Origin of the sequence: Streptomyces sp. WMMB303, assembly GCF_029351045.1 — a bacterium.
GTDB lineage: Bacteria > Actinomycetota > Actinomycetes > Streptomycetales > Streptomycetaceae > Streptomyces.
Map to the genome: position 1 here is coordinate 4,477,592 of NZ_JARKIN010000001.1, position 18,125 is coordinate 4,495,716.

The following is an 18,125-nucleotide window of genomic DNA, read 5'->3' on the forward strand; positions in this document are numbered from 1 at the left end:
CTCACCAGGGTGCGGGCAGGGCCCGGTCGGGAGGGCGCGGCAGGAACTCTGTGGCGGCGGCACTCATGAAAGGTCGATGCTCCCGTCTGCTGACCGGTGGGGGGACGGGAGGAAGTCGACGCGACCGCACGCCACAGTCCGCTCCCGCGGATGGTGTGCCTGCTGTCTAAGCACGGAGTTGCTGCGTTCGTAGCATCTCACACGCCGCCCGGCTCCCCCGGCCGGGGCGCCGACGCCGGCGGGGCCGGGCGAGCTATGCGGCGGCAGCAGCCCTCCCACGGGCAGTCTCCAGCTCCTGGACATGCTTGCTCATCCGCACGCTGAGCCTGCCGTAGGTGAGGAACACCGCGCCTGCGACGGACACCGGGACGGACAGCCCCAGCAGCACGACCGCCTCGGGCCAGTCCCGTTCGTCCGCGCGGGGGGTCTCCGTCCCGCCCTGATTGGCGGTTCCCGCATCGGTGGACAGCCGCGGCTCGCACTGAAACGACTCATCACTGAAGCGGCGCTGCACCTCGTAGGACATCGTGAGGAGCACACCGCACCAGATCCACAGAACGGCCGCCACCATCAACAGCACAATCCCCAAGTTCCCTATTCTGTCGCTGCGTTCGCGGAACCGGTTGCGGATCACGTCCGGATGCATGCGGGGGAAGGTACCACCGGGCTCAGCGGTGCGGACGTGGTCTCCCTGCAGTCGGCGGGCCCGTCGGCGTGACCCGGTGCAGCACCGGCACGGGCGTGCGCCGGGTACCGGGAGCCGTCGGCCCGGGCGACGAAGCTCCGACCGGGACGGATCCGTGCCCGGGCCCGCGCCCGTCACCCCGGAGCGAAGTCCGGCACTCGCACCGGCCGTGAACCGTTTCGGAGCGACTCGGCACCGGCCACGCCGACGAGCGAGGCGGCCACCGCGGGGCGTACCGGGACCAGTGGCGGCTCCCCGCCTTCCATGGTGGCCCGGAACGCCTGGAGGACGCGCACCGTGCCCTCGGCGTGCCGCTCCACCGGCCGCCCGCGCACAGTGAAGGGTGGCGGGACCCTTTCTTCCTCATGAGTGACACCGTCATCGCGTGTCCAGGCCTCGGCACGGACGCGGACGGACCAGGACCGTTCGCCCGGTGCGCGGACGGACTCGGCCAGCGCCCGGGTACCGCGGACGGAGAGCCAGCTCCAATGGCTGTCGGGCTCTCCCTGGAGGAAGCCGTGGCGGGTGACGGCCAGCGCGCCCGTGGACAGCCGGACCACCATGACGACGGCCTGATCCGGACCCGCCTCGTCCGCCCGGAACGCCGTGACCTCGACCGGCCAGGCTCCCGTGACCGCCAGCACGGGCGAGACCGAGTGTGTGCAATAGGCCGTCGCGGCGATACGGGCGCGCCAGCTTTCGGCGTCGCCGAGGAGTCCGGTGATGCCCTCCGGTGACATACCGTGCAGGTAGTCGGCCTCGATCAGGCTGATCCGGCCGACCTCTCCGGCCTCGACCGCCTCGCTGATGACACGGACGTGGGGGTGGCAGACGTAGTTCTCGGCAAAGGAGTAGGTGGCGGTTGACCGTTCCGCCGCGGCGACCAGCAGCCGTCCCTCTTCCGTGCCCGTACAGGCCGCGCACTCGGACAGAACGTGCACGCCCCGCTCCAGGAACGCGATCGCCAACGGCGCGTGTGCGTCGAAGTCGTTGGCCAGGACGACCCCGTCCAGGCGCAGGTCCAGAAGATCCTCCCACCGGTCGGTGAGCGGCACCTGGGGCAGTTCCTTCCTCGCCGCATCCCGCCGATCGGCGTCCCGGTCGCAGGCGGCCACCACCCGCATGCCGACCCGCCGGGCCCAGCCCGCCAGGAACAGCCCTCTCCGCAGCCCGATCACTCCGATACGCATGCGCACATGATCTTCTGCCGCACCGGTCTCACGGCAAGCTGATTTCCGGCAGCCGCCCTCCCCGCGACCGGGAACAGGTGCCGGTGATGCTCATACTGGCAGGTGAGTGATGGCGCCTGTCCCGCGGGGCTGTGGGGAGAGGCGCCATCGATCGCCCGGCGGAGCGTGCTCCTTCCGGGATCGGGAGGAGCACAGCCCGTTCGGTGTCGGCATGCCCCGGCCTGAACCGGATCGGTCGTTCCGGAGGCTCATGGCAGTTGCTGTCGCGCGCCGGTCGAAAGCTGCGCCGGCACCAGTGCGCTTGCCGAAAGCAGATGACACGCTTCCGGCAAGCGCCTTGATGCCTCCCCCCGCAGGCTGCTCGGGCGCGGCATCAGCACCGTTTCGTGCTGCCCCCGTCGTCCAGGTGCTCGTTCCAGACCCAACCGTTGACCGAGGTTCCCGCAGCCCGCACGTGGGAGCACTTGTTGCCGCACTTGTTGACGACGTAGCAGTGGTAGTACACCTTCACCCCGGGACCGGCCACCACCACGGTGCCGCACGCCCCGTAGGGGCCGGCCTGCATCCGGGTGAAGGTCGTCGTCCCGCCCGCTCCCGCGTCCGTGTTGGAGTGGGCACAGGAGCAGTCGACCGCGTCGGCGGACGGAGGCGAGGCCGCGCTGCCCGGCGTCGCACCGACGACTGTTCCCGCCAGGGACAGCCCCGGTGCCCCGACTGCGGCGGCTGCCTTCGCGATGCACCGGCGGGCGATCCTGAGCGTCTCATCGCTCTCCTCGGTGTTGGCGGCGGTACCGCAACCGAGTCTGGTGGGCGATTCGGTGGCCATGGAAGGCATTCAGTGATGACTTGTCGCGCTCGGCGATAGCCTGGCGGGCATGGTTGCAGGTCCAGCGGGAGCCGCAGGGAGCGTCGGTCCGACAGTTCACCAGGATCCGACCTTCCACCAGTTGCGGCTGTTCCTGTTGCTCGCCGAGGAGCGGCACTTCGGACGGGCCGCTGCCCGTGCGTTCGTCTCCCAACCCGCGTTCAGCAAGCAGTTCCGCGCGCTCGAGCACCGGCTCGGAGTCGAGCTGGCGGAACGCGACGGCAGATCGTGCCGGCTGACCGCTGAAGGCACGGAGCTGGTCGGGTACGCGCGGACGGCGCTGGAGGCGCGGGCCCGCATGGCGGAGTTGGCCTCGTCCTCCCGGCTCACGGTGCGGCTGGGGGCGATCGGGGCCGAGACGGCCATGCCGTACACCCGGGACGTGCTGGGCCACCTGGCACGCCACCATCCCGATGTGCGGGTGGAGATACGCAACGTGGACTTCGTCGAGCAGGTACAGGCCCTCGCCCGCGGGGCGGTGGACGCCGCCTTCCTGCGGCCGCCGCTGCCGCCCGACCTGGAGGGGGTGACCCTGGCCCACGAGCAGCGGGTCGCCTGCCTGCCGGCCTCGGACCCCCTCGCGGAGCGCGACTGCGTCGACCTCGCGGAGCTCCGCGAGCACACCGTGGTGGACGTACCGCCCGAAGTCCCCCGGATGTGGTGGGACTACTGGACCGCCAACCCGCGTCCCGACGGCACACCCGTGCGCTTCGGGGCCGTCTGCCGGGACCTGGAGGCCGCCCTGCTCGCGGTGGCTCAGGGACAGGCCATGCTGTTCCTCCCCGAGGCGGCCGGCACTCTCTACCGACGTCCGGGGCTCGCCTATGTGCGGGTCCGGGGGCTTCCTCGGACCACCGCCGCCCTGGCCTGGCAGACGGCACGCCGGGACGACCCGGCAGTCGCGCTGGTGCGGGAGGCGACATGTGCGGTGGTCGGCCGGCAGGCGTGGCGGATCCCACCCGGACGGTCCTGAGTGCGAACGGGCGCCAGGCACCAGGCAGCGAACAGCCGTCAGGCGACGGCGTAGCCGCCGAGGGCGGGTTCGACGAGGCCGAACGCGTCCGCGGCCGCTGCAGTGATCTCGGTGCGGATCCGCGCTTCGTCCTCCCCGACGAGGGTGAGGCGCTGGATGCGGTCGAAGAGGATGCGGTGGACCGCGCCGAGCAGTCCGGCGGCGGTGCGTACGCCCACGTCGTCGGGTTCGGCGCCGGTGGCCTCGGTGAGCGCTCTGGCCAGGGCGGCTTCGCGCAGGTCGTGCAGTTCGCGCAGCCGGGCCGTCAGGGTGGGGCTGTCGGCCACCATGCGCGCGAACTCGGCTCCCGAGAACCCGGCGACCGGATCGGCGGCGGCTACCGCGTCGCCGAAGGCACGTCGCAGCGCGGCCAGCGCCGACTCGCCCGGCCGCCGGTCGGTGACCGCGCGGGCCAGCGAGGCGATGAAGGCGTCCTGGTGGTCCAGTGCCAGGTCCTCCTTGCGCGGGAAGTAGTTGGTGACCGTCTTCTTCGCCACCCGCGCGGCGGCGGCGATCTCGGCGATGGAGGTCTGTTCGAAGCCCTGGGCGAGGAACAGCCGGGTGGCGGAATCGGAGATCAGCTGACGGCTCTCCTGTTTCTTCGTCTCACGGAGTCCGGGCTGCGGCGTCGGCGGTGCGGTGCGGGTGGCCATGGAAAAATCTTACACCGATAGCATTTTTATGTTGACCCCCTTCTTCGTTCATAGTATTTTTACACTGGTAGCAAGATTCCTCGCCGCCGCAGATCCCCGCGATGGACTCCCGCCACTCCCCGCTCGACTCCCACTCCTGCTCCCAGTGGCCCCCTGACCGCCCCGCGCGCATGTGCGCAGTACCGAACAACTGCTCAGCGCCGCCGAGGCCCGCCTTCACGTCCACGTCCGTTCCCCGCTCATCAGGGAGTGCTTTGCCCACCTCGACGTCCCCCGCCCCCATGCCCAAGCTGCCGACCCTCACCACCCAGGCAGAACACCTGATCGCGCTCGGCGTGCACGACCCGGCCCGGCTGCCCACCCACGTCCTCCGATCCTTCGCCGCGGAATCCGCCGCCGACGGCGCCCTCCTCGCCGTCCACCCCGACCGGGTTCCGGCCTCCGCGCTCGCCCCGCTGCTCCGCCACGGGGACAAGCCCGGCTTCGTCGTCAGCGACATGACCGACGTCGACCGCTTCACCTCCTGCGGCATCGACCTGCCCGACGCTCCCCTCTACCTCGCCGCCGGCATCGACCGCGGCGACCATATGGCGAACTGGAGCCCGGAGGAGGCCCTGCCCGCCCTGGCCGAGCAGGGCCGTACGCCCCTGCTGCTCACCGAGGGCATCCACTGGGTGCTCAACCAGCCGGCAGCGCTGGAACGCAACCGATGCTTCATGACCATCGGCTCCCGGCTGCGGAAGCCCGACGGCACCCTGGACGCCCGCACCCCGGCCCTGTGGCTCAGCAACGGCACCGGCCGGGACGGGCGGGAACGCCGCGGAGCCCCGAAGGTCGGCTGGTGCTGGTGGCGCAACCGGCACACCTGGCTCGGTTTCGCCTCCACGGAGGGGCGCAGAATCTAGGACCTGCCCTGTCCGACAGATGAACGTCGACGGCCTTGGCGGGCCTCGAAAGCGCACCTCGTTCCGACACAAGGAGTTCACCACACCGATGGCCATGCACCTGGTGATCGAGAGCGGCCGGATCGTTCGTATGCACCTGTACGAGGACCCGCTGACCGTCACCGAGGCGTTCAACGCAGGTTGAGCGGAAGGCACTCGGGGCCTCCATGACCCGAGGCGGATCCTGACCAGACACTCGCACTCCCACCGGAGGGTGCACTCATCGGCAGACGTTCTTGTGGACAGGACCCAGGGCACGGTAGGGAGCCAGGAAGGAGTGCAGGGCTGACAGCAGTTCCTGCGAGGTCTCCTCCGCCGGAAAGTGACCGCACTCCGGGATGAACAGGCTCGTGACGTCGTCCCCCGCAATCTTCATGGTCGCTCCGACCGCCGCCCCGAGGTTCCGGGCGGCGCCGATCGCCAGAACAGGAAGTGTCAGACGGCGGGTTTTGCGTTCCTCGTTCTGCGCGACGGTCTCGTCGAGCGCACGGTAGGGCTCGAAGCTGGCGCGCAGCGCTTCGGGACCGGCGGTGAGGGCGTCGACGTAGTGCCGGACCGCGTGGTCGGGCAGGGGATGGACGGCCTTCGCGTGAACTGGTAGCCGAAGAAGCGGTGTTCACGCCCCTCGATCAGTTGCTCATTGATACCGCTGAGGCGGTTGAAGGCGAAATGCCACAGACGGTCGTTGGCTTCATTGCCGCTGAACAGGGGCGGCGACGGGGTCAGGCCGGGGATGGCGGCCTCCGCGACGGCCAGCCGGGCGAGCCGTCACTCTCCGAGAACAACATCATCCCGGCTGCCGGTTGGCCACCGAGTCCGGAGCCCAACCGGTGGGGCAGGCCACCAACCCGCGCAGCAGTCCCAAGCGTAGGGGCGCGTACCGGCTGCATGGGGAAGCCCCCGGCCGGCTGCCGGGGGCTTCGCAGGCGCCTGTCAGTAGTACGGGCTGTCAAGCGCGCCGGATGTCCGGCAGTACACGCCGTCATTGCAGATTTCGACAGTCATGTAGGAGGTCGGGTCCTCCCCCCTGAAGCCCAGGCCGTTCCAAGCCTTGTATCCCCCGTGGCAGCCGCTCTTGTTGTAGTGCCACGGACCCTTGTACGTGTACCAGGTCTGATTGCTGTAGCTGTACTGACGAGCCTTGATGCGAACCTTGGCAGCGTGTCCGTCGCACTTCGTGTCCGCGACGGACATGCTGACGGTGGCCCTGTACTTGTCGTGGAAACTGACCGTGGCGCTTCCGCAGGCCCCTACGAAGCAGACGTCCTGCCGTACCGCGTCGGCGCTGGCGGACGCGGAGCCTGTGAGGCCGGCCATGGTCAGGGTGGCGACACCGGCGGCGACGGTTGCTGCACGTGCCATTCGCTTCATTGCTTCCCCCTCAATCGGTCGTTGCGGCAATGACTTGAAGGTAGAGGCTTGTGCTTCTCAGGTCGTCAAACCGGAGATTGACAGCGAAGAGACAACTTGCGCGGTACAACCGTCTGGAACCGTTGCGGTATGGACGGGCAGCCGTCGACCGTGTCCGGTCCGCCTGGTCAGTCGTCGTACGCCTGCACGCAATCAGGTTGGGCCTGGGCGGAGCAGCGGCCGCAGCAGCACACCGAACAGGGCGGGCGCCGTGCAGGCACGTGGCGTACGCCGCCGGGTATCGCGGGGTGCGCAGGCGGAAGAACCACTTGGGGTGCGATGGGCGGAGCCTGGATGTCCTCACGCACCACTCACGACGGCACGGGTGAAGCTGCTGGGAGTTCCTCGCTTCCGCCGAAATCGGTGCAGCCCTTGTTGCCCGACTTCAGCTCCCAGCACGCCCTGACCTGCTGAGGGGTCGGAGCACCCAGCATGAAGGTGAACGCCGCGAGATTGGCGTCATCCGGTACGACCTCGTCGTACGTGCGATCGTCTTTCCGCACGAGTTCGATCCGGTCGCCGGGCGTCGCGGACTTGATGCGCGCCCAGGCGGCACGGCATGCGCTGCTGTAGCGCACCTCGACGTAGGACTTCTCCACCCGTTCGCTGGCCGCTGTCCACGCGTCTCCGCCACAGCCCTTGTCGACAGGGTCCTTGCCGTTGCACGAATCCCCGTGGCAGCTCACCTGCACGTCCTTCACGGGAGATTGCGTGGCGTTCGTTCCCGCGGAACTCCCGTTCTCCGCCTCCGACGTCCTCTCGCCGGAGAAGGCGAAGGCGGCGAGGACGGCCGCACCGGTGAGAAGAGCTCCCAGCCCGGCGAGGACAGCTGTGCCCATCGGTCGGCGTGGACGTCCAGGGGTCTCACCTATTGGCGCCCTTCCGGGCCCGGCCGGCTCTCGGGGCTCGGCCGGTGCGGTCCCCTCATCCTCTACACCTTTCCGGCCCGCTACGTCCGTCTCCTCCGTCTCACCGGCACTGTCCTCACGCCTCGTCCTGCCTCTGTCGCTCCACGTGGCCTCCGCGAACTCCCACAGGGCCAGCAACTGCTCCGGGTCCGTACCCGCCCGGGTGGCGAGCGCTTCGACAGCCTGGGAAGGCGGGAGCTGACTCCCGTTGAGGCAGCGCTCCCAGGACGACTTGCTGTAAGCGGTGGCTTCAGCGAGCTGAGCGAGCGTGAGACCTGCCATGTCCTTGGTACGGCGCAACTGCTCGACGAAGCGCCGCACATCCAGTTCGAGCGCTTCGGGCAATGTCTTCCACCCACTCATCGACCCTGTGGCCCCTCTCTGGTCGTCCCGTCCGTTGACCGCGTCGGCCGCGGCGCGCTGACAATTGTCCATAGCTCCTGCTCACCTGTCCCGCTTTCCTGTCCCGGGCAGGGCAGACAACAGTCGCCAGGCGGGGAGAGGATGTCCTCATGTCTCAACGCCTGGTTCGTCTCCTCACCCTCTTCGTGACGCTCGCCGGAACGGGCTGCTCCGCCGACGGCAGCGACGCCTCGCCCAAGGAGAAGGCCAGCCCGCGATCTCCGTCGGTGGCGGGAGGTCATGTCTATGTCCGTGGCGGCGGCACAGTCACCGACGACTGGGACGACGAGGGCCTTCTCGGTGAGAACCTTCCCGACCGCAGTGACCTGGCGGCAATGTGGCAGACAGTCCTGTGGGCGGACGGATATCTCAAACGCTCCAGTATCGACTGCCACTATTCCAAGGCCACCCGCCGGGCTACGCGTGCCTGGCAGAGCAATCACGCGCTGCCCGCCGACGGCATCGTCGGCCCGCGGTCCTTCGGGCGGGCGACGGAACGGCTCGTCCGGCGCGGTGGAATGACCGTCTTCGAGGGCGAACGGCACGACGTCCCCTTCAAGCTGGCCCACGACGGAAAGTACCTGGTCGAGGACTCCGGCACCTACAAGCCGCTGCGGCGGGACAGGCCCACGCTGCGGGTGTGCGACAGCGCCAGGGAATGAGCGGTGGCCTCCTCAGTCCGTCCAGGCCCGCTTCCCGGCGTCCACGCAGGAATGCCTGGCCTCGATGACAGCGCACACCTGCACGTTCGAGCCGAGATTCTCGGGCGCCGGCGCCATTGCCGTACGTCCGCTCGAGTCCTCCCACCACATCTGTCCGGCACCGGGGGCACTCAGTGAGATGCCTTCTACGTCCTCGGCGGGCGTCACCGCACCCCAGACCGCTACGCACCCGGTGCTGTGGAAGACCTCGATGCGATGGTGCCTGATGTCGTAGCGGCCCACCACCCGCCCGTCCACCTGGCAGCCGGCCTGTACCGGGTCACGCCCTTCGCACGCCTTTCCTCGGCAACGCGGTTGTACCCCGTCGGCAGGGCCGGCAGCCTCGGGCGGGAGAGGATAGGGCCAGTCAGGCCGTCCGATCCCGCGTCCTGACGCATCCGGTACGGACGCCAGTAATACAAGCGAGGCGAACGCGACCGACCATCGGGCTGCTCGGGTGGCAACAGACCAGCCGCTGGGGCGGCCCAAGGTCCGCCGGCCACTCAGGTCTGCTGTACCGGACGCCACTTCGCCGGACGTGGCAGGAACCGGCGAAGTGGCCGGGACATCAGGAGCAGCAGGGCCGGCCGGGGCCGTCGGCACGGGCTTGGTCCGCGCACGGCGGCGGTTCGACTCCTCCCACGCCTCGTTCGCCGACTCCCACAGGACGCTCAGCCGCACCAGCAGGCGGTGGTCGGTCCCTGAGAGCTTCGCCAGTGCTTCCGCCGCCTCCCACGGCGGGAAGGTCACCGCGCTGAGGTAGCGCTGCCAGGTTGACGCGCTATAGGGGGTCTTGGCGGCGAGTGCGGTATAGCTCAGGCCGCCGCGGTCCTTGAGCAGTCTCAGCCGCTCCACGAGCCGACGCACTTCCGGCCGCACGTCCTCCGGCAGTGGGCGCCAGCGTCCCATCTTCCTCTCCCCTCCCCAAGCGCGCCCCCGACACGCCGGGCGCCGCACGCCCGGGCCCGCACCGTCCCAGTGTCCCCCACCGTATTCACCGGGCCGGCCCAGCGTCCCACGGGACTGTCATCCCGGGCCGCATCGTTGCTGGTCACAGCGCTGGTTTCCCATCGTGACCCGGGTTGGGGCCATCGCCTTCCTCCTCCGCAGGTCGCGGCGCAGGCTTGGTCACCAAGCCGGTCAGGCGGCGCGACCGGCCGGGATGAACAGGAACGGCGGAACAGAAGCGGGGGCAGGGGTGTATCGGTTTCACGTACGGGTGCTGGGGAGGCTGGAGCTGGACCGGGACGGTGTGCCCGTGTCCCTGCCGAGGGGACGGCAACGTACGCTGCTCGCCACTCTGGCCCTGAGTCCCGGCAGGCCGGTACCGACTGGTGTAATCGCTGACCGGCTGTGGGACGAAAGGCTTCCGGCCAGCGCCCAGGTGACCATCCGCAACCATGTCAAACGTCTGCGCCGGCTGCTGGACCCGGCCGGAAGCGCGCCTCTCATCCCGTTCGCGGACGGCGGCTACCGGCTCGACATCGCCGACGACGAACTCGACCTGTACCGCTTCCGGGAACTCACCGGGCAGGCCGCGGCCACCGCGGACCCGGAGGACGAGGCACGGCTGCTGCGTCAGGCGCTGGCTCTGTGGCGCGGTTCCGCGCTGAGTGACGTCGAGAGCGCTTCCCTGCACCGGGAGGTCGTACCGACGCTGGCGGAGGAGTACGCACAGGCCCTGCATCGCCGGATCTGCCTCGACATGCGGCGGGGCGCCGACGCCGAGGTGATCACGGAACTGCGGCGCCTGGTGAGCGAGGACCCGTTGCGGGAGCGTTTCTGGGCACAGCTGATGCGGGCGCTGCAGCGTTCGGGCCGACAGGCGGAGGCGCTGGTCTGCTACGAGCAGTGCCGACGGGCGGTGGCGGACGCCCTTGGTGTGGAGCCCAGCGCGGAACTGCGCGAGCTGCACCGGCAACTGCTCGCCGGGGACGCCGGCGTCCTTGGTCCCGAGCCGTCCTCGCCGGTACCGAACCCGACCTCGTCCGGAAGCCGGTCCGAGCCTTCGCGCCGGCAACCGCGTGGGCCGGGGGCGGCAGGTCGTGTGCGACCGACGTATCCGCCGCGGCAGCTTCCGCCCGGCCCCGCCCATTTTACGGGGCGATCACCCCATCTCGGCGCCCTCGACAGGGCCTTCAGGCCCGGCGCAGGGCGGTCGCCCGCCTCTGTAGTGGCCCTCGTGGGTGAGGCCGGTGCGGGCAAGACCGCGCTGGCGGTGCACTGGGCCCACCGCGTGCGCGAGTCGTTCCCGGACGGCCAGCTCCATGTCGATCTGAGGGGTTACGCCCCCGACGCACCGCTTTCTCCTTCGGCGGCACTTGGGATCCTGCTGTCCGGCGTGTACGAGGGTCCGGTACCGGAGGGAGCCGACGCCCGCGGCGCGCTGTTCCGCAGTGTCCTGTCCGGCAAGCGATTCCTCGTACTGCTGGACAACGCCCGCGACACCGCGCAGGTGACCCCGCTACTGCCCGGCGGCGACCACACGGTCGTGGTCACCAGCCGTAACCAGCTACGCGGGCTGGTGGCCCGGGACGGCGCCCATCGCCTGCCGGTGGACCGGCTCACCGCCGCGGACGCCGCCGCCCTCTTCGAAAAGCTGATCGGCCACCATCGGTGTGCGGCCGAACCGGAGGCCGCCGCGCAGCTCCTCAGTCGTGCTGCACATCTGCCGCTGCTCCTGCGGAGCCTTGCGGAACGGGTGAACCGCTATCCCCACGCCCGCCTCGCGGAGGTGTCCAGCTCCTCGTACGGCGAGGGCGAAGAAGCTGAGGTGCTGAGCCCGCACGGAGCTGCCACCGATCCGCCCAGGCTCGTGTCGTGGTCCTACCGCACGCTGCCCCCCGACGCCAGGCGGCTGCACCGGTTGCTGGGGACGCGTTCGGAACGGGTGATCGGCCCCCGGGCCGCTGCTGCCGTGTCGGGCACCTCCCTACGGGAGACAGACAGGCTCCTCGACAGGCTGGCTGAGGTGAACCTGCTGTTGCAGCGGACACCGTACGAGTTCGAACTCGACGCCCTCAGCACTGCCCGGACGCGGGCCGACGCCGCGGCACAGCCGCCTCACCCCGGTGTCAGCAAGGCGGTCTCGGCCGGGGCGATGTCCGGGCGCAGGATCTCGGTGGCGCCCGCGCGGAACAGCACAATCTCGGTCGGCTCAAGCGACGCCGTCACCTGGGCGGCGTACTCACCCGCCACCGGCAGTACCGCGCCGGCGAAGGATGGGCCCAGCGCGAGCAGCGCGTCCAGGCCATGCCAGAAGCCACCGTGCCGGGGCGCCTGACGGCGCACGTGCACGGCCGTGCACCAGCGGCCCGAGCCCTCCCTGGCCGGCACCGGCGGCGCACGCCGCACGTCGGAGATCAGCGCCTGCGGGCCGTTGTCCACGCCGAGCGGTTGCGGAGCACGGGAGGGCCAGGACCCCGGGTCGTCGTCCAGCAGCAGCCGGTCTCCGGCCGCGTCACCCAGCGTCCCCCACAGGGCGGGACCGCGGGTGACGGCGGTGACTTGCACGCCTATCGCCAACAGCCGACAGGCCAGAAGTCTTCCGAACAGGGATTCGCCCAGCACCCCGATCCGCACTCCCACTGCCCGCAGCGTGACGGAGCGGCCCGTCCGGTCGGTACCGAGATGGATGCCGGCGAGTGCGTCGTACAGCGGGACCCCGGAGCCCGCCTGGGCACCTCCGCCGACGCCGCCGGTGTTCCAGCGGGTGGCAGGCAGGCCGACAAGACCGGGACCGAGGGACCGTCCCGACGGAGGGCCGGGCGCGTTTTCCGCCGTGTGCGGCATCGTGTTCACCGTTCTCCCATCCCGACCGCGAAGCCGGTCGTCTCCACCAGCGACCGCCCGGGGCAGGCCAGCGGCAACGTCGCCACCAAGCCGTCCTCCTGGTTGCCCGTCAAGGGCTGTGCCAGGCCGGACTCGCGCACCAGGCGGTCGCAGGCCCGGACGGCGCGCTGAGCGAGCGGGCTCACCCACCGCACCGCGGTCCGCACCTCGGTGACCGGCTCGTCGCCGTGCTCCGTGGCAGCAGGACCACTGAGAGACACGGTCGCTGCGGCGACGACACGCTCCGCTCCGGATTCGGCAAGCGCGACGAGGAGATTCCGCCACCCGTCGGCCGAGCGGATGTCGGCGACAGCCGTGCAGTGCGTCGCGGCCGCTCCGGCCCAGCACCCCGGCGTGGCACGCCCGTTCCCCTCCGGGTCGCCCACCTCCCGCAGCAACGCCTGTACCGCGTCGGCGCCCAGGGGCCCGGTCGGCACATCCGCCTGGGCCAATACGGCACGCAGCCGCGCGGTGGCGGCGGCGGTCGCGACCCGTGCACCCACCGCCCCGCCACCCCTGCGTTCCGCGGCTTCGGGCGCCTCCCAAAGTTCGTACCGCAGGACGAGCCAGGAACTCACCGCTACCACATGGCGCTGCGCGGGGAGTTGCCGATAGGCAGTGGTGGGCTCGAAGTGCTGCTCGACGTCCCAGGACGGCAGCCCGTGCTGCTCCACCAGAAGTTGAGCGGCGGCGGGGCGGACCGGATCGGTCCGCAGCCAGTTGGCGAGCAGACCGACGGGCAGGCCGGGGTGTACACCGGCGGGAAGCCGCAGTACGGCGGCGAAGCCGCGCCCGTCACATACGACGCCCACTGCCGGTCCGTTGCGGTTGGTGACCGGAGTGATCTCCAGAGCGGGGAAGAGGGACCCTGCGAGACCGAGGCGCTCCGGGTCCCGGTCCGGCGGCGCACCGTCCAACCGGGCGGTGTCGTCGGGCCGGGCTCGCTGCCGGGGAGCGGGGGCGGCGAAGGCACCGCGGCGCAGCCACCACACCAGATGTCCGCCGGCTGTCCGGCCACGCACCCGCAGCACCGTGAGCGCCGCGACGAGGACTCCCGCACCAGTCAGGGCGTAACCGCCCGCGCCGTCGAGGGCACCGCCGGCGGCAGCGCAGCCCGCACCGGCCTGAAGTGCGACGAGGCGTCCCCGCCGCACGCGCCGGAGCCATGGCACCGTTGTGGTCATTCCCGCTCCCCCTCGCCGGACTTGTCGCCCTTGCTCCTGTCCTTGGCTTTACCGTCCGTACGTTCCGGGGGTTCCGTGCGACCGCCCTGCTGCTCCTCGGCAGCGGAGCGCGGATCCAGCACCGGGCCCCTCGGCAGCAGCTCTACGAACCCTTTCGGCAAGGAGGGCGCCTGCTTCGCCACGTAGCCGAGCCGGGTCACCGCGTCGGCCGAGGCGAAGGGGTAGGCGGTGCCTGTGTCGGTGACCAACGTGTATGTTCCGCCGGAGCCGGCTGACGCCGTGGCCCGGACGACCGCGCCCCCGCCCGGCGGAACGTACAGTTCGTCCACCCGGCCGAGTGGCCTGCCGCCTGCCGCCGAGACCGGGGCGAGGCCGTCGGGCCGCGGCATCCGCTCAGGCAGCGTCACCGTCGCCTGCCACGGGGCGTCGCCAGGGGTGCTGCCCGGGGCCGTACTGACGCAGAGCGGCCGGCCCCGATCGCGGGACGCGGCCTCGGGCAGCCGCTCGGGCCAGGCCGGATCACCCGGCGCAGCTGCCTCGGAGCGCGGTGCAGCGGCCGCCTGTGCAGGCGTCAGCTCGAGCTCGTCGACGCCCGTGGTGCGCAGCAGTGTGTAGACGAACTCGGAAACAGCGACCAGCCCGTCGTCCCGCACTTGGTAGTACTGCGGGTTGACACCGCCCAGGTCGCTCCCCGCCAGGTCACCGATGGTGGCACGTACCGGTAGCCGGGCGTTCGGCTCGTCGCCCTCTCCCTGCACCGACTGAGGTGTCCGCATCGCCGGCCCTTCCGGGACGGTGGCCAGGACCTCGTCCGCCAGCGGTATCTGTTCGCCGCGCTGGAGACCCAGCGCGTCACGGACCGGCTCGGACAACGAGAACCGGCGTCCCTGGGTCAGCAGCCACAGGTCTCCGCCCGGTGACTTGGCGATCACGGTGGCCTCAGCATTCCCGGACACGGTGTCGGGCACCGCGACGTACAGGTGGGTCCTCGTCTGCTGACCGGATTCCTCGCCGGGCACCGTGCAGACCGTCCACTCCTCGGTGGAGAGTGCGGATTTGCCGGGCAGCGCGTCGGGGGCCGCCGGGATACCGACGGGCGGCCCCCGCCGCACGCCCTTGAGCGCGTCCGCTCGGACCTCGGTCCGCTTACCTCCGCCCACCAGGAGTGCGGAGGACAGGTTGAGCGCCGGGTGCAGCACCCCGTCCGACATCACGTAGCGGTCACCGCTGCCGCTGACCACCACGGCGCCGTCACCCGGCAGGTCGGGGCCCTTGCCGCCGCCCAGCCAGCCTGCGATGCCGAAGCCGGCCATCACCAGGACACCGAGCGCGACCCCACCGCCCAGCGAGCGGTTGAGACGGCGCCGGGGATCACGCAGGGCCTCGTCGGTGCCGCGCAGCAGGCCGGTCTGCTGACGCCGGTTGCCGTACGCATGGGCTTCCGCCAGTTCTCGGGTAGTCGCCATCAGCTCAACTCGTCCGGTGGGTTCTGTGGATTCGGCCACGCCGGGTCCGGGGGGCGCTGCCGGTCAGCCCGTCCAGGGCAGGTGCTATCGGTGGCCGGGACCGGTCGTCACCGGAAGGGGCGGTATCGGCGCGACAGGCCCCCCGGCCGCCGACGGGCGCCGGTCGCCAGCGTCGGGCGGCGGCGCGGCGGACGGCAGGGGCGCCGAGCACCGCGAGCAGCACGGTCACCAGCAGCCCGCCGCTCCAGGCAAGGGCAGCCGCACCGGTTGGCGAGAGCAGCGGCCGCGGACGTGGCACGGCCTGCACGGGAATGGCTCCGGGCCGCGCTTCTGCTTCCTGATCCTCTTCTGATCCGGTCCCCGGGTCTTCTCCTGCGAGATGGGTGAGGGCACCGAACGGGTCCACGACCCCGGCGCCCGTACGGTCGTTCGCGCCGCCGCCGACGGGCGCCGCCGCGCCCATGAGCCGCTCGCGCACTTGGCGGGCTGACAGTTCGGGAAAGCGCGAGCGGACCAGTGCCGCAGCGCCGGAGACCTGCGGGGCGGCGAAACTGGTGCCCTTGTCCCGGCGGTAGCCTGACCCACCTGCTGCCAGAACGACCTCGTCCTGACCGTAGCCGGCGAGGTCGACCCAGCCGCCCCTGTTCGACTCCCGCATCGGCTGCCCTGTCGTCCGCACCGCGCCGACCGCGAGCACCCCGTCGTAGGCCGCCGGGTACATCTTCTTCCCGTTGGTGCCCTCATTGCCCGCGGCAGCGACCACGACGACGTCCTTGGCCACCGCGTGGTCGATCGCCTTCCGGACGGGGGCACGGTCGACGGGCAGCGCGAAGGAGAGGTTGAGCACCTGCGCGCCGCTGTCCACGATGCGGTCGATGGCTGCGGCCAGGACCTCTGCCGGGGCGTTCTCCACCCCGCCCACCACTCGCACCGATACGATACGTGACGCCGGCGCCACCCCCGTGACGCGGGCCTCCCCACCCCGGCGTGCGGCGATGAGCCCGGCGACAGCGGTGCCGTGGCTCTCGCAATCGAGCGCGGGCGGCTTGGGCCGCTGGGCCCGGTACCCCTTCTTCGTACGCACCGTCGCCAGTTCGGCCCCCTGCCGGACGGCACCGGACAGTTCCGGGTGACGGTCGTCCACCCCGGAGTCGACGACACCGACGGTGACCCCCTCCCCTTCGGCGAGATCCCAGGACTGTGCCAGCCCGAGGCGGTCGGTGAGGCTGCGGCCCGGAAGCGCGTCCGGCAGCGGCTCACCCTGCTGCGGGGGACGACGACACGACGTATCGACCCGGTCAGCCGCGAGGGCGGCAGGAGCGGGCAGCGACAGCTGCCCCAGCACGGCCGTCACAGCTACGGCGGCCGCCGCGCGAACCCTTCGGCCTGTCATGCCTTCAGCTCCAGCAGAGCCGTATAGACCTCCCACACGGCCAGGATCAGCGGCACCACCGCAAGCAGCAGCAGGGTCTCCACCGTGTCCAGCAGCCGCGACAGCCGGGGGTTGATCCGGCGACGGCCGCTGAAGAGCCCAACCGCGCATGCCGCCAGGGCGATTGTCAGCGCCAGCGGCAGCACCACGCCGAGGAGCGGCAGCGAACGCCCGGCGAAGTCCAGGACAAGCAGGACGGCCGCGCCCAGCAGGACGGCCACGCCCGTGGCGAGCGCGACGGCCATTTGCGTGGCCTCCCGGAAGAGCCGCGCCCGCAGCAGTGCCAGCACACCGAGCACTCCGGCCAGCACACCGGTCCACAGGTCACCTGTGCCCAGCAGCACCAGTGTGCCACCGAGTACGACGGCGTTGCTGCCCGCGAGCAGCCCCGTCAGCAGTTCCCGTGCCCGGTCGACACGGACCCGGAGAGGCCCGTGGCCGATGAGCCCCGGCAGCTGCTCCAACTCCTCCACGTCGCGCGCGAGCTGCGGCCCCGGTATGTGAGCTAGGCGCAGGGCGAGGGCCGGCCACAGCGTGGTGACGGCCAGAGCGAGGGGCGCGCACACGGATGCGGCCTGGGCAGGCATGACATCCCACACGGTGGCGGTGAACGCCCCGACAGCCGCCAGCACTCCTCCTGCCACCAGCACCGCGAACGGCCCGTCCCCGCCCCCGACCACAACGGGCCCGGCGGCTCCGACGACTGCCACGACGGCACACGCCAGCAGCAGATGCGCGGCGCCCGCCCCGCCGAAGGCATCGAGGCCGCGTACGGCATCCGGCGTGCCGGGGCCGAGCAGCCGTACGGCTCCGACCGCAGCGAGAAGTGCGGCGAGGACCACGGCGTAGGTGGCCGCCCCGGAATCGGCGAACGCCCGGGAGAGCAAGGCTCCCAGACCGATCCCGAGCAGTGCGCCCGCCAGTCCGAGGAATCCGGCAAGCGCTCCGGGTGCGGCGGCCAGCGCTCCCGCGGCGGCTGCGACGGCGACCCCGGCGAAGACTGCGGCGGTACGGCGCACCGCCACGGAGGGCCAGGCGCGTTCAGCGCTGCCGGCGCCGATGACCTCCACGACATCGTCGTAGAGGGGCGGGCCGAGGTCCTCGATGCCGTGCCGCAGGAAGAGGATGTCCCCTTCGTGTACGTCCTGGGCGCCGAGAGTGCGGGCGCCGTCCAGTCTGGCGCCGTCGGCGGTTCGCAGAGCCCAGCCTTCGTGCAGAGCGCCACCATCCGGGCCGGGTTCCTCGCCTGCGTGCCGCAGTAGTGCGGGCATCAGCCGGGAGAGGGGGACGCCGAGCGGTACGGCGAGGTCTGCGCGACCTGTCGGGCCTGCTATGGCGACCCGGCAGAAGGCGCTGCCGGTGCGGGCTGTGCTGTCCGCCACCGCGTGCGCGTTCACGTTCGCGTCGGTATCGCCTGCCGTGGGCAGGGTGGGAGCTGTCAT

At 71.2% G+C, this 18,125-nt stretch carries 16 protein-coding genes; 4 read left to right on the forward strand and 12 right to left on the reverse strand.

What is annotated here, in order from left to right:
* Positions 1–253 precede the first annotated feature (253 nt).
* From P2424_RS19900 to P2424_RS19910, 3 genes are all read right to left on the reverse strand, one after another.
* Complete coding sequence (locus P2424_RS19900) at positions 254–646, reverse strand: hypothetical protein (RefSeq protein WP_276477106.1); 393 nt, start codon at positions 644–646, stop codon at positions 254–256.
* Between the two features lie 173 nt (positions 647–819).
* The gene (locus tag P2424_RS19905; protein WP_276477107.1) at positions 820–1,875 is read right to left on the reverse strand and encodes a Gfo/Idh/MocA family oxidoreductase; all 1,056 of its coding nucleotides are present in this window, start codon (positions 1,873–1,875) and stop codon (positions 820–822) included.
* A 373-nt stretch (positions 1,876–2,248) separates the two neighbouring features.
* Entirely contained in the window at positions 2,249–2,701 is a 453-nt protein-coding gene (locus P2424_RS19910) for an SH3 domain-containing protein (protein WP_276477108.1), read from the reverse strand.
* 49 nt (positions 2,702–2,750) lie between these two features.
* Here P2424_RS19910 and P2424_RS19915 point away from each other — a divergent pair, with 49 nt between their 5' ends.
* Entirely contained in the window at positions 2,751–3,713 is a 963-nt protein-coding gene (locus P2424_RS19915; protein ID WP_276477109.1) for a LysR family transcriptional regulator, read from the forward strand.
* Between the two features lie 38 nt (positions 3,714–3,751).
* Here P2424_RS19915 and P2424_RS19920 read toward each other — a convergent pair whose 3' ends face one another.
* The gene (locus P2424_RS19920) at positions 3,752–4,405 is read right to left on the reverse strand and encodes a TetR/AcrR family transcriptional regulator (protein WP_276477110.1); all 654 of its coding nucleotides are present in this window, start codon (positions 4,403–4,405) and stop codon (positions 3,752–3,754) included.
* A gap of 254 nt (positions 4,406–4,659) precedes the next feature.
* Between P2424_RS19920 and P2424_RS19925 the strand changes: the two genes are divergently transcribed.
* Positions 4,660–5,310 carry a DUF5701 family protein gene (locus P2424_RS19925; RefSeq protein WP_276477111.1) on the forward strand — a complete coding sequence of 217 codons (651 nt, stop codon included), beginning with the start codon at positions 4,660–4,662 and terminating at the stop codon, positions 5,308–5,310.
* Positions 5,311–5,569: 259 nt separating this feature from the next.
* On the opposite strand, the gene P2424_RS19930 is transcribed toward P2424_RS19925, so the two are convergent.
* The 3 genes from P2424_RS19930 to P2424_RS19940 form a co-directional block, all read right to left on the reverse strand.
* Complete coding sequence (locus tag P2424_RS19930; protein WP_276477112.1) at positions 5,570–5,725, reverse strand: hypothetical protein; 156 nt, start codon at positions 5,723–5,725, stop codon at positions 5,570–5,572.
* A gap of 557 nt (positions 5,726–6,282) precedes the next feature.
* Positions 6,283–6,711, reverse strand: a complete 429-nt coding sequence (locus tag P2424_RS19935; RefSeq protein WP_276477113.1) for a hypothetical protein — start codon at positions 6,709–6,711, stop codon at positions 6,283–6,285.
* Positions 6,712–7,070: 359 nt separating this feature from the next.
* Positions 7,071–8,030, reverse strand: coding sequence for an XRE family transcriptional regulator (locus tag P2424_RS19940; protein ID WP_276477114.1), 960 nt, complete (start codon positions 8,028–8,030; stop codon positions 7,071–7,073).
* A 149-nt stretch (positions 8,031–8,179) separates the two neighbouring features.
* Here P2424_RS19940 and P2424_RS19945 point away from each other — a divergent pair, with 149 nt between their 5' ends.
* Positions 8,180–8,731, forward strand: coding sequence for a peptidoglycan-binding protein (locus P2424_RS19945; protein WP_276477115.1), 552 nt, complete (start codon positions 8,180–8,182; stop codon positions 8,729–8,731).
* A 12-nt stretch (positions 8,732–8,743) separates the two neighbouring features.
* On the opposite strand, the gene P2424_RS19950 is transcribed toward P2424_RS19945, so the two are convergent.
* Positions 8,744–9,679 carry a helix-turn-helix transcriptional regulator gene (locus P2424_RS19950; RefSeq protein ID WP_276477116.1) on the reverse strand — a complete coding sequence of 312 codons (936 nt, stop codon included), beginning with the start codon at positions 9,677–9,679 and terminating at the stop codon, positions 8,744–8,746.
* Between the two features lie 253 nt (positions 9,680–9,932).
* Here P2424_RS19950 and P2424_RS19955 point away from each other — a divergent pair, with 253 nt between their 5' ends.
* Positions 9,933–12,053, forward strand: a complete 2,121-nt coding sequence (locus P2424_RS19955) for an AfsR/SARP family transcriptional regulator (protein WP_276477117.1) — start codon at positions 9,933–9,935, stop codon at positions 12,051–12,053.
* Between the two features lie 514 nt (positions 12,054–12,567).
* Here the strand turns inward: P2424_RS19955 and P2424_RS19960 are convergent.
* From P2424_RS19960 to eccD, 4 genes are read right to left on the reverse strand one after another with little or no spacing between them, the layout of a single operon-like run.
* Positions 12,568–13,785 (reverse strand): type VII secretion protein EccE, encoded by a 1,218-nt coding sequence (locus P2424_RS19960; protein ID WP_276477118.1) that lies wholly within the window; start codon positions 13,783–13,785, stop codon positions 12,568–12,570.
* Positions 13,782–15,251 (reverse strand): type VII secretion protein EccB, encoded by a 1,470-nt coding sequence (gene eccB / locus P2424_RS19965; protein ID WP_276477119.1) that lies wholly within the window; start codon positions 15,249–15,251, stop codon positions 13,782–13,784. The genes P2424_RS19960 and eccB overlap by 4 nt, the downstream gene beginning before the upstream one ends.
* A gap of 4 nt (positions 15,252–15,255) precedes the next feature.
* Positions 15,256–16,644: a S8 family serine peptidase gene (locus P2424_RS19970; protein ID WP_276477120.1), complete on the reverse strand. Its 1,389-nt coding sequence runs from the start codon at positions 16,642–16,644 to the stop codon at positions 15,256–15,258.
* Positions 16,641–18,125 carry a type VII secretion integral membrane protein EccD gene (gene eccD / locus P2424_RS19975; protein WP_276477121.1) on the reverse strand — a complete coding sequence of 495 codons (1,485 nt, stop codon included), beginning with the start codon at positions 18,123–18,125 and terminating at the stop codon, positions 16,641–16,643. Before eccD ends, P2424_RS19970 begins: the two co-directional genes overlap by 4 nt.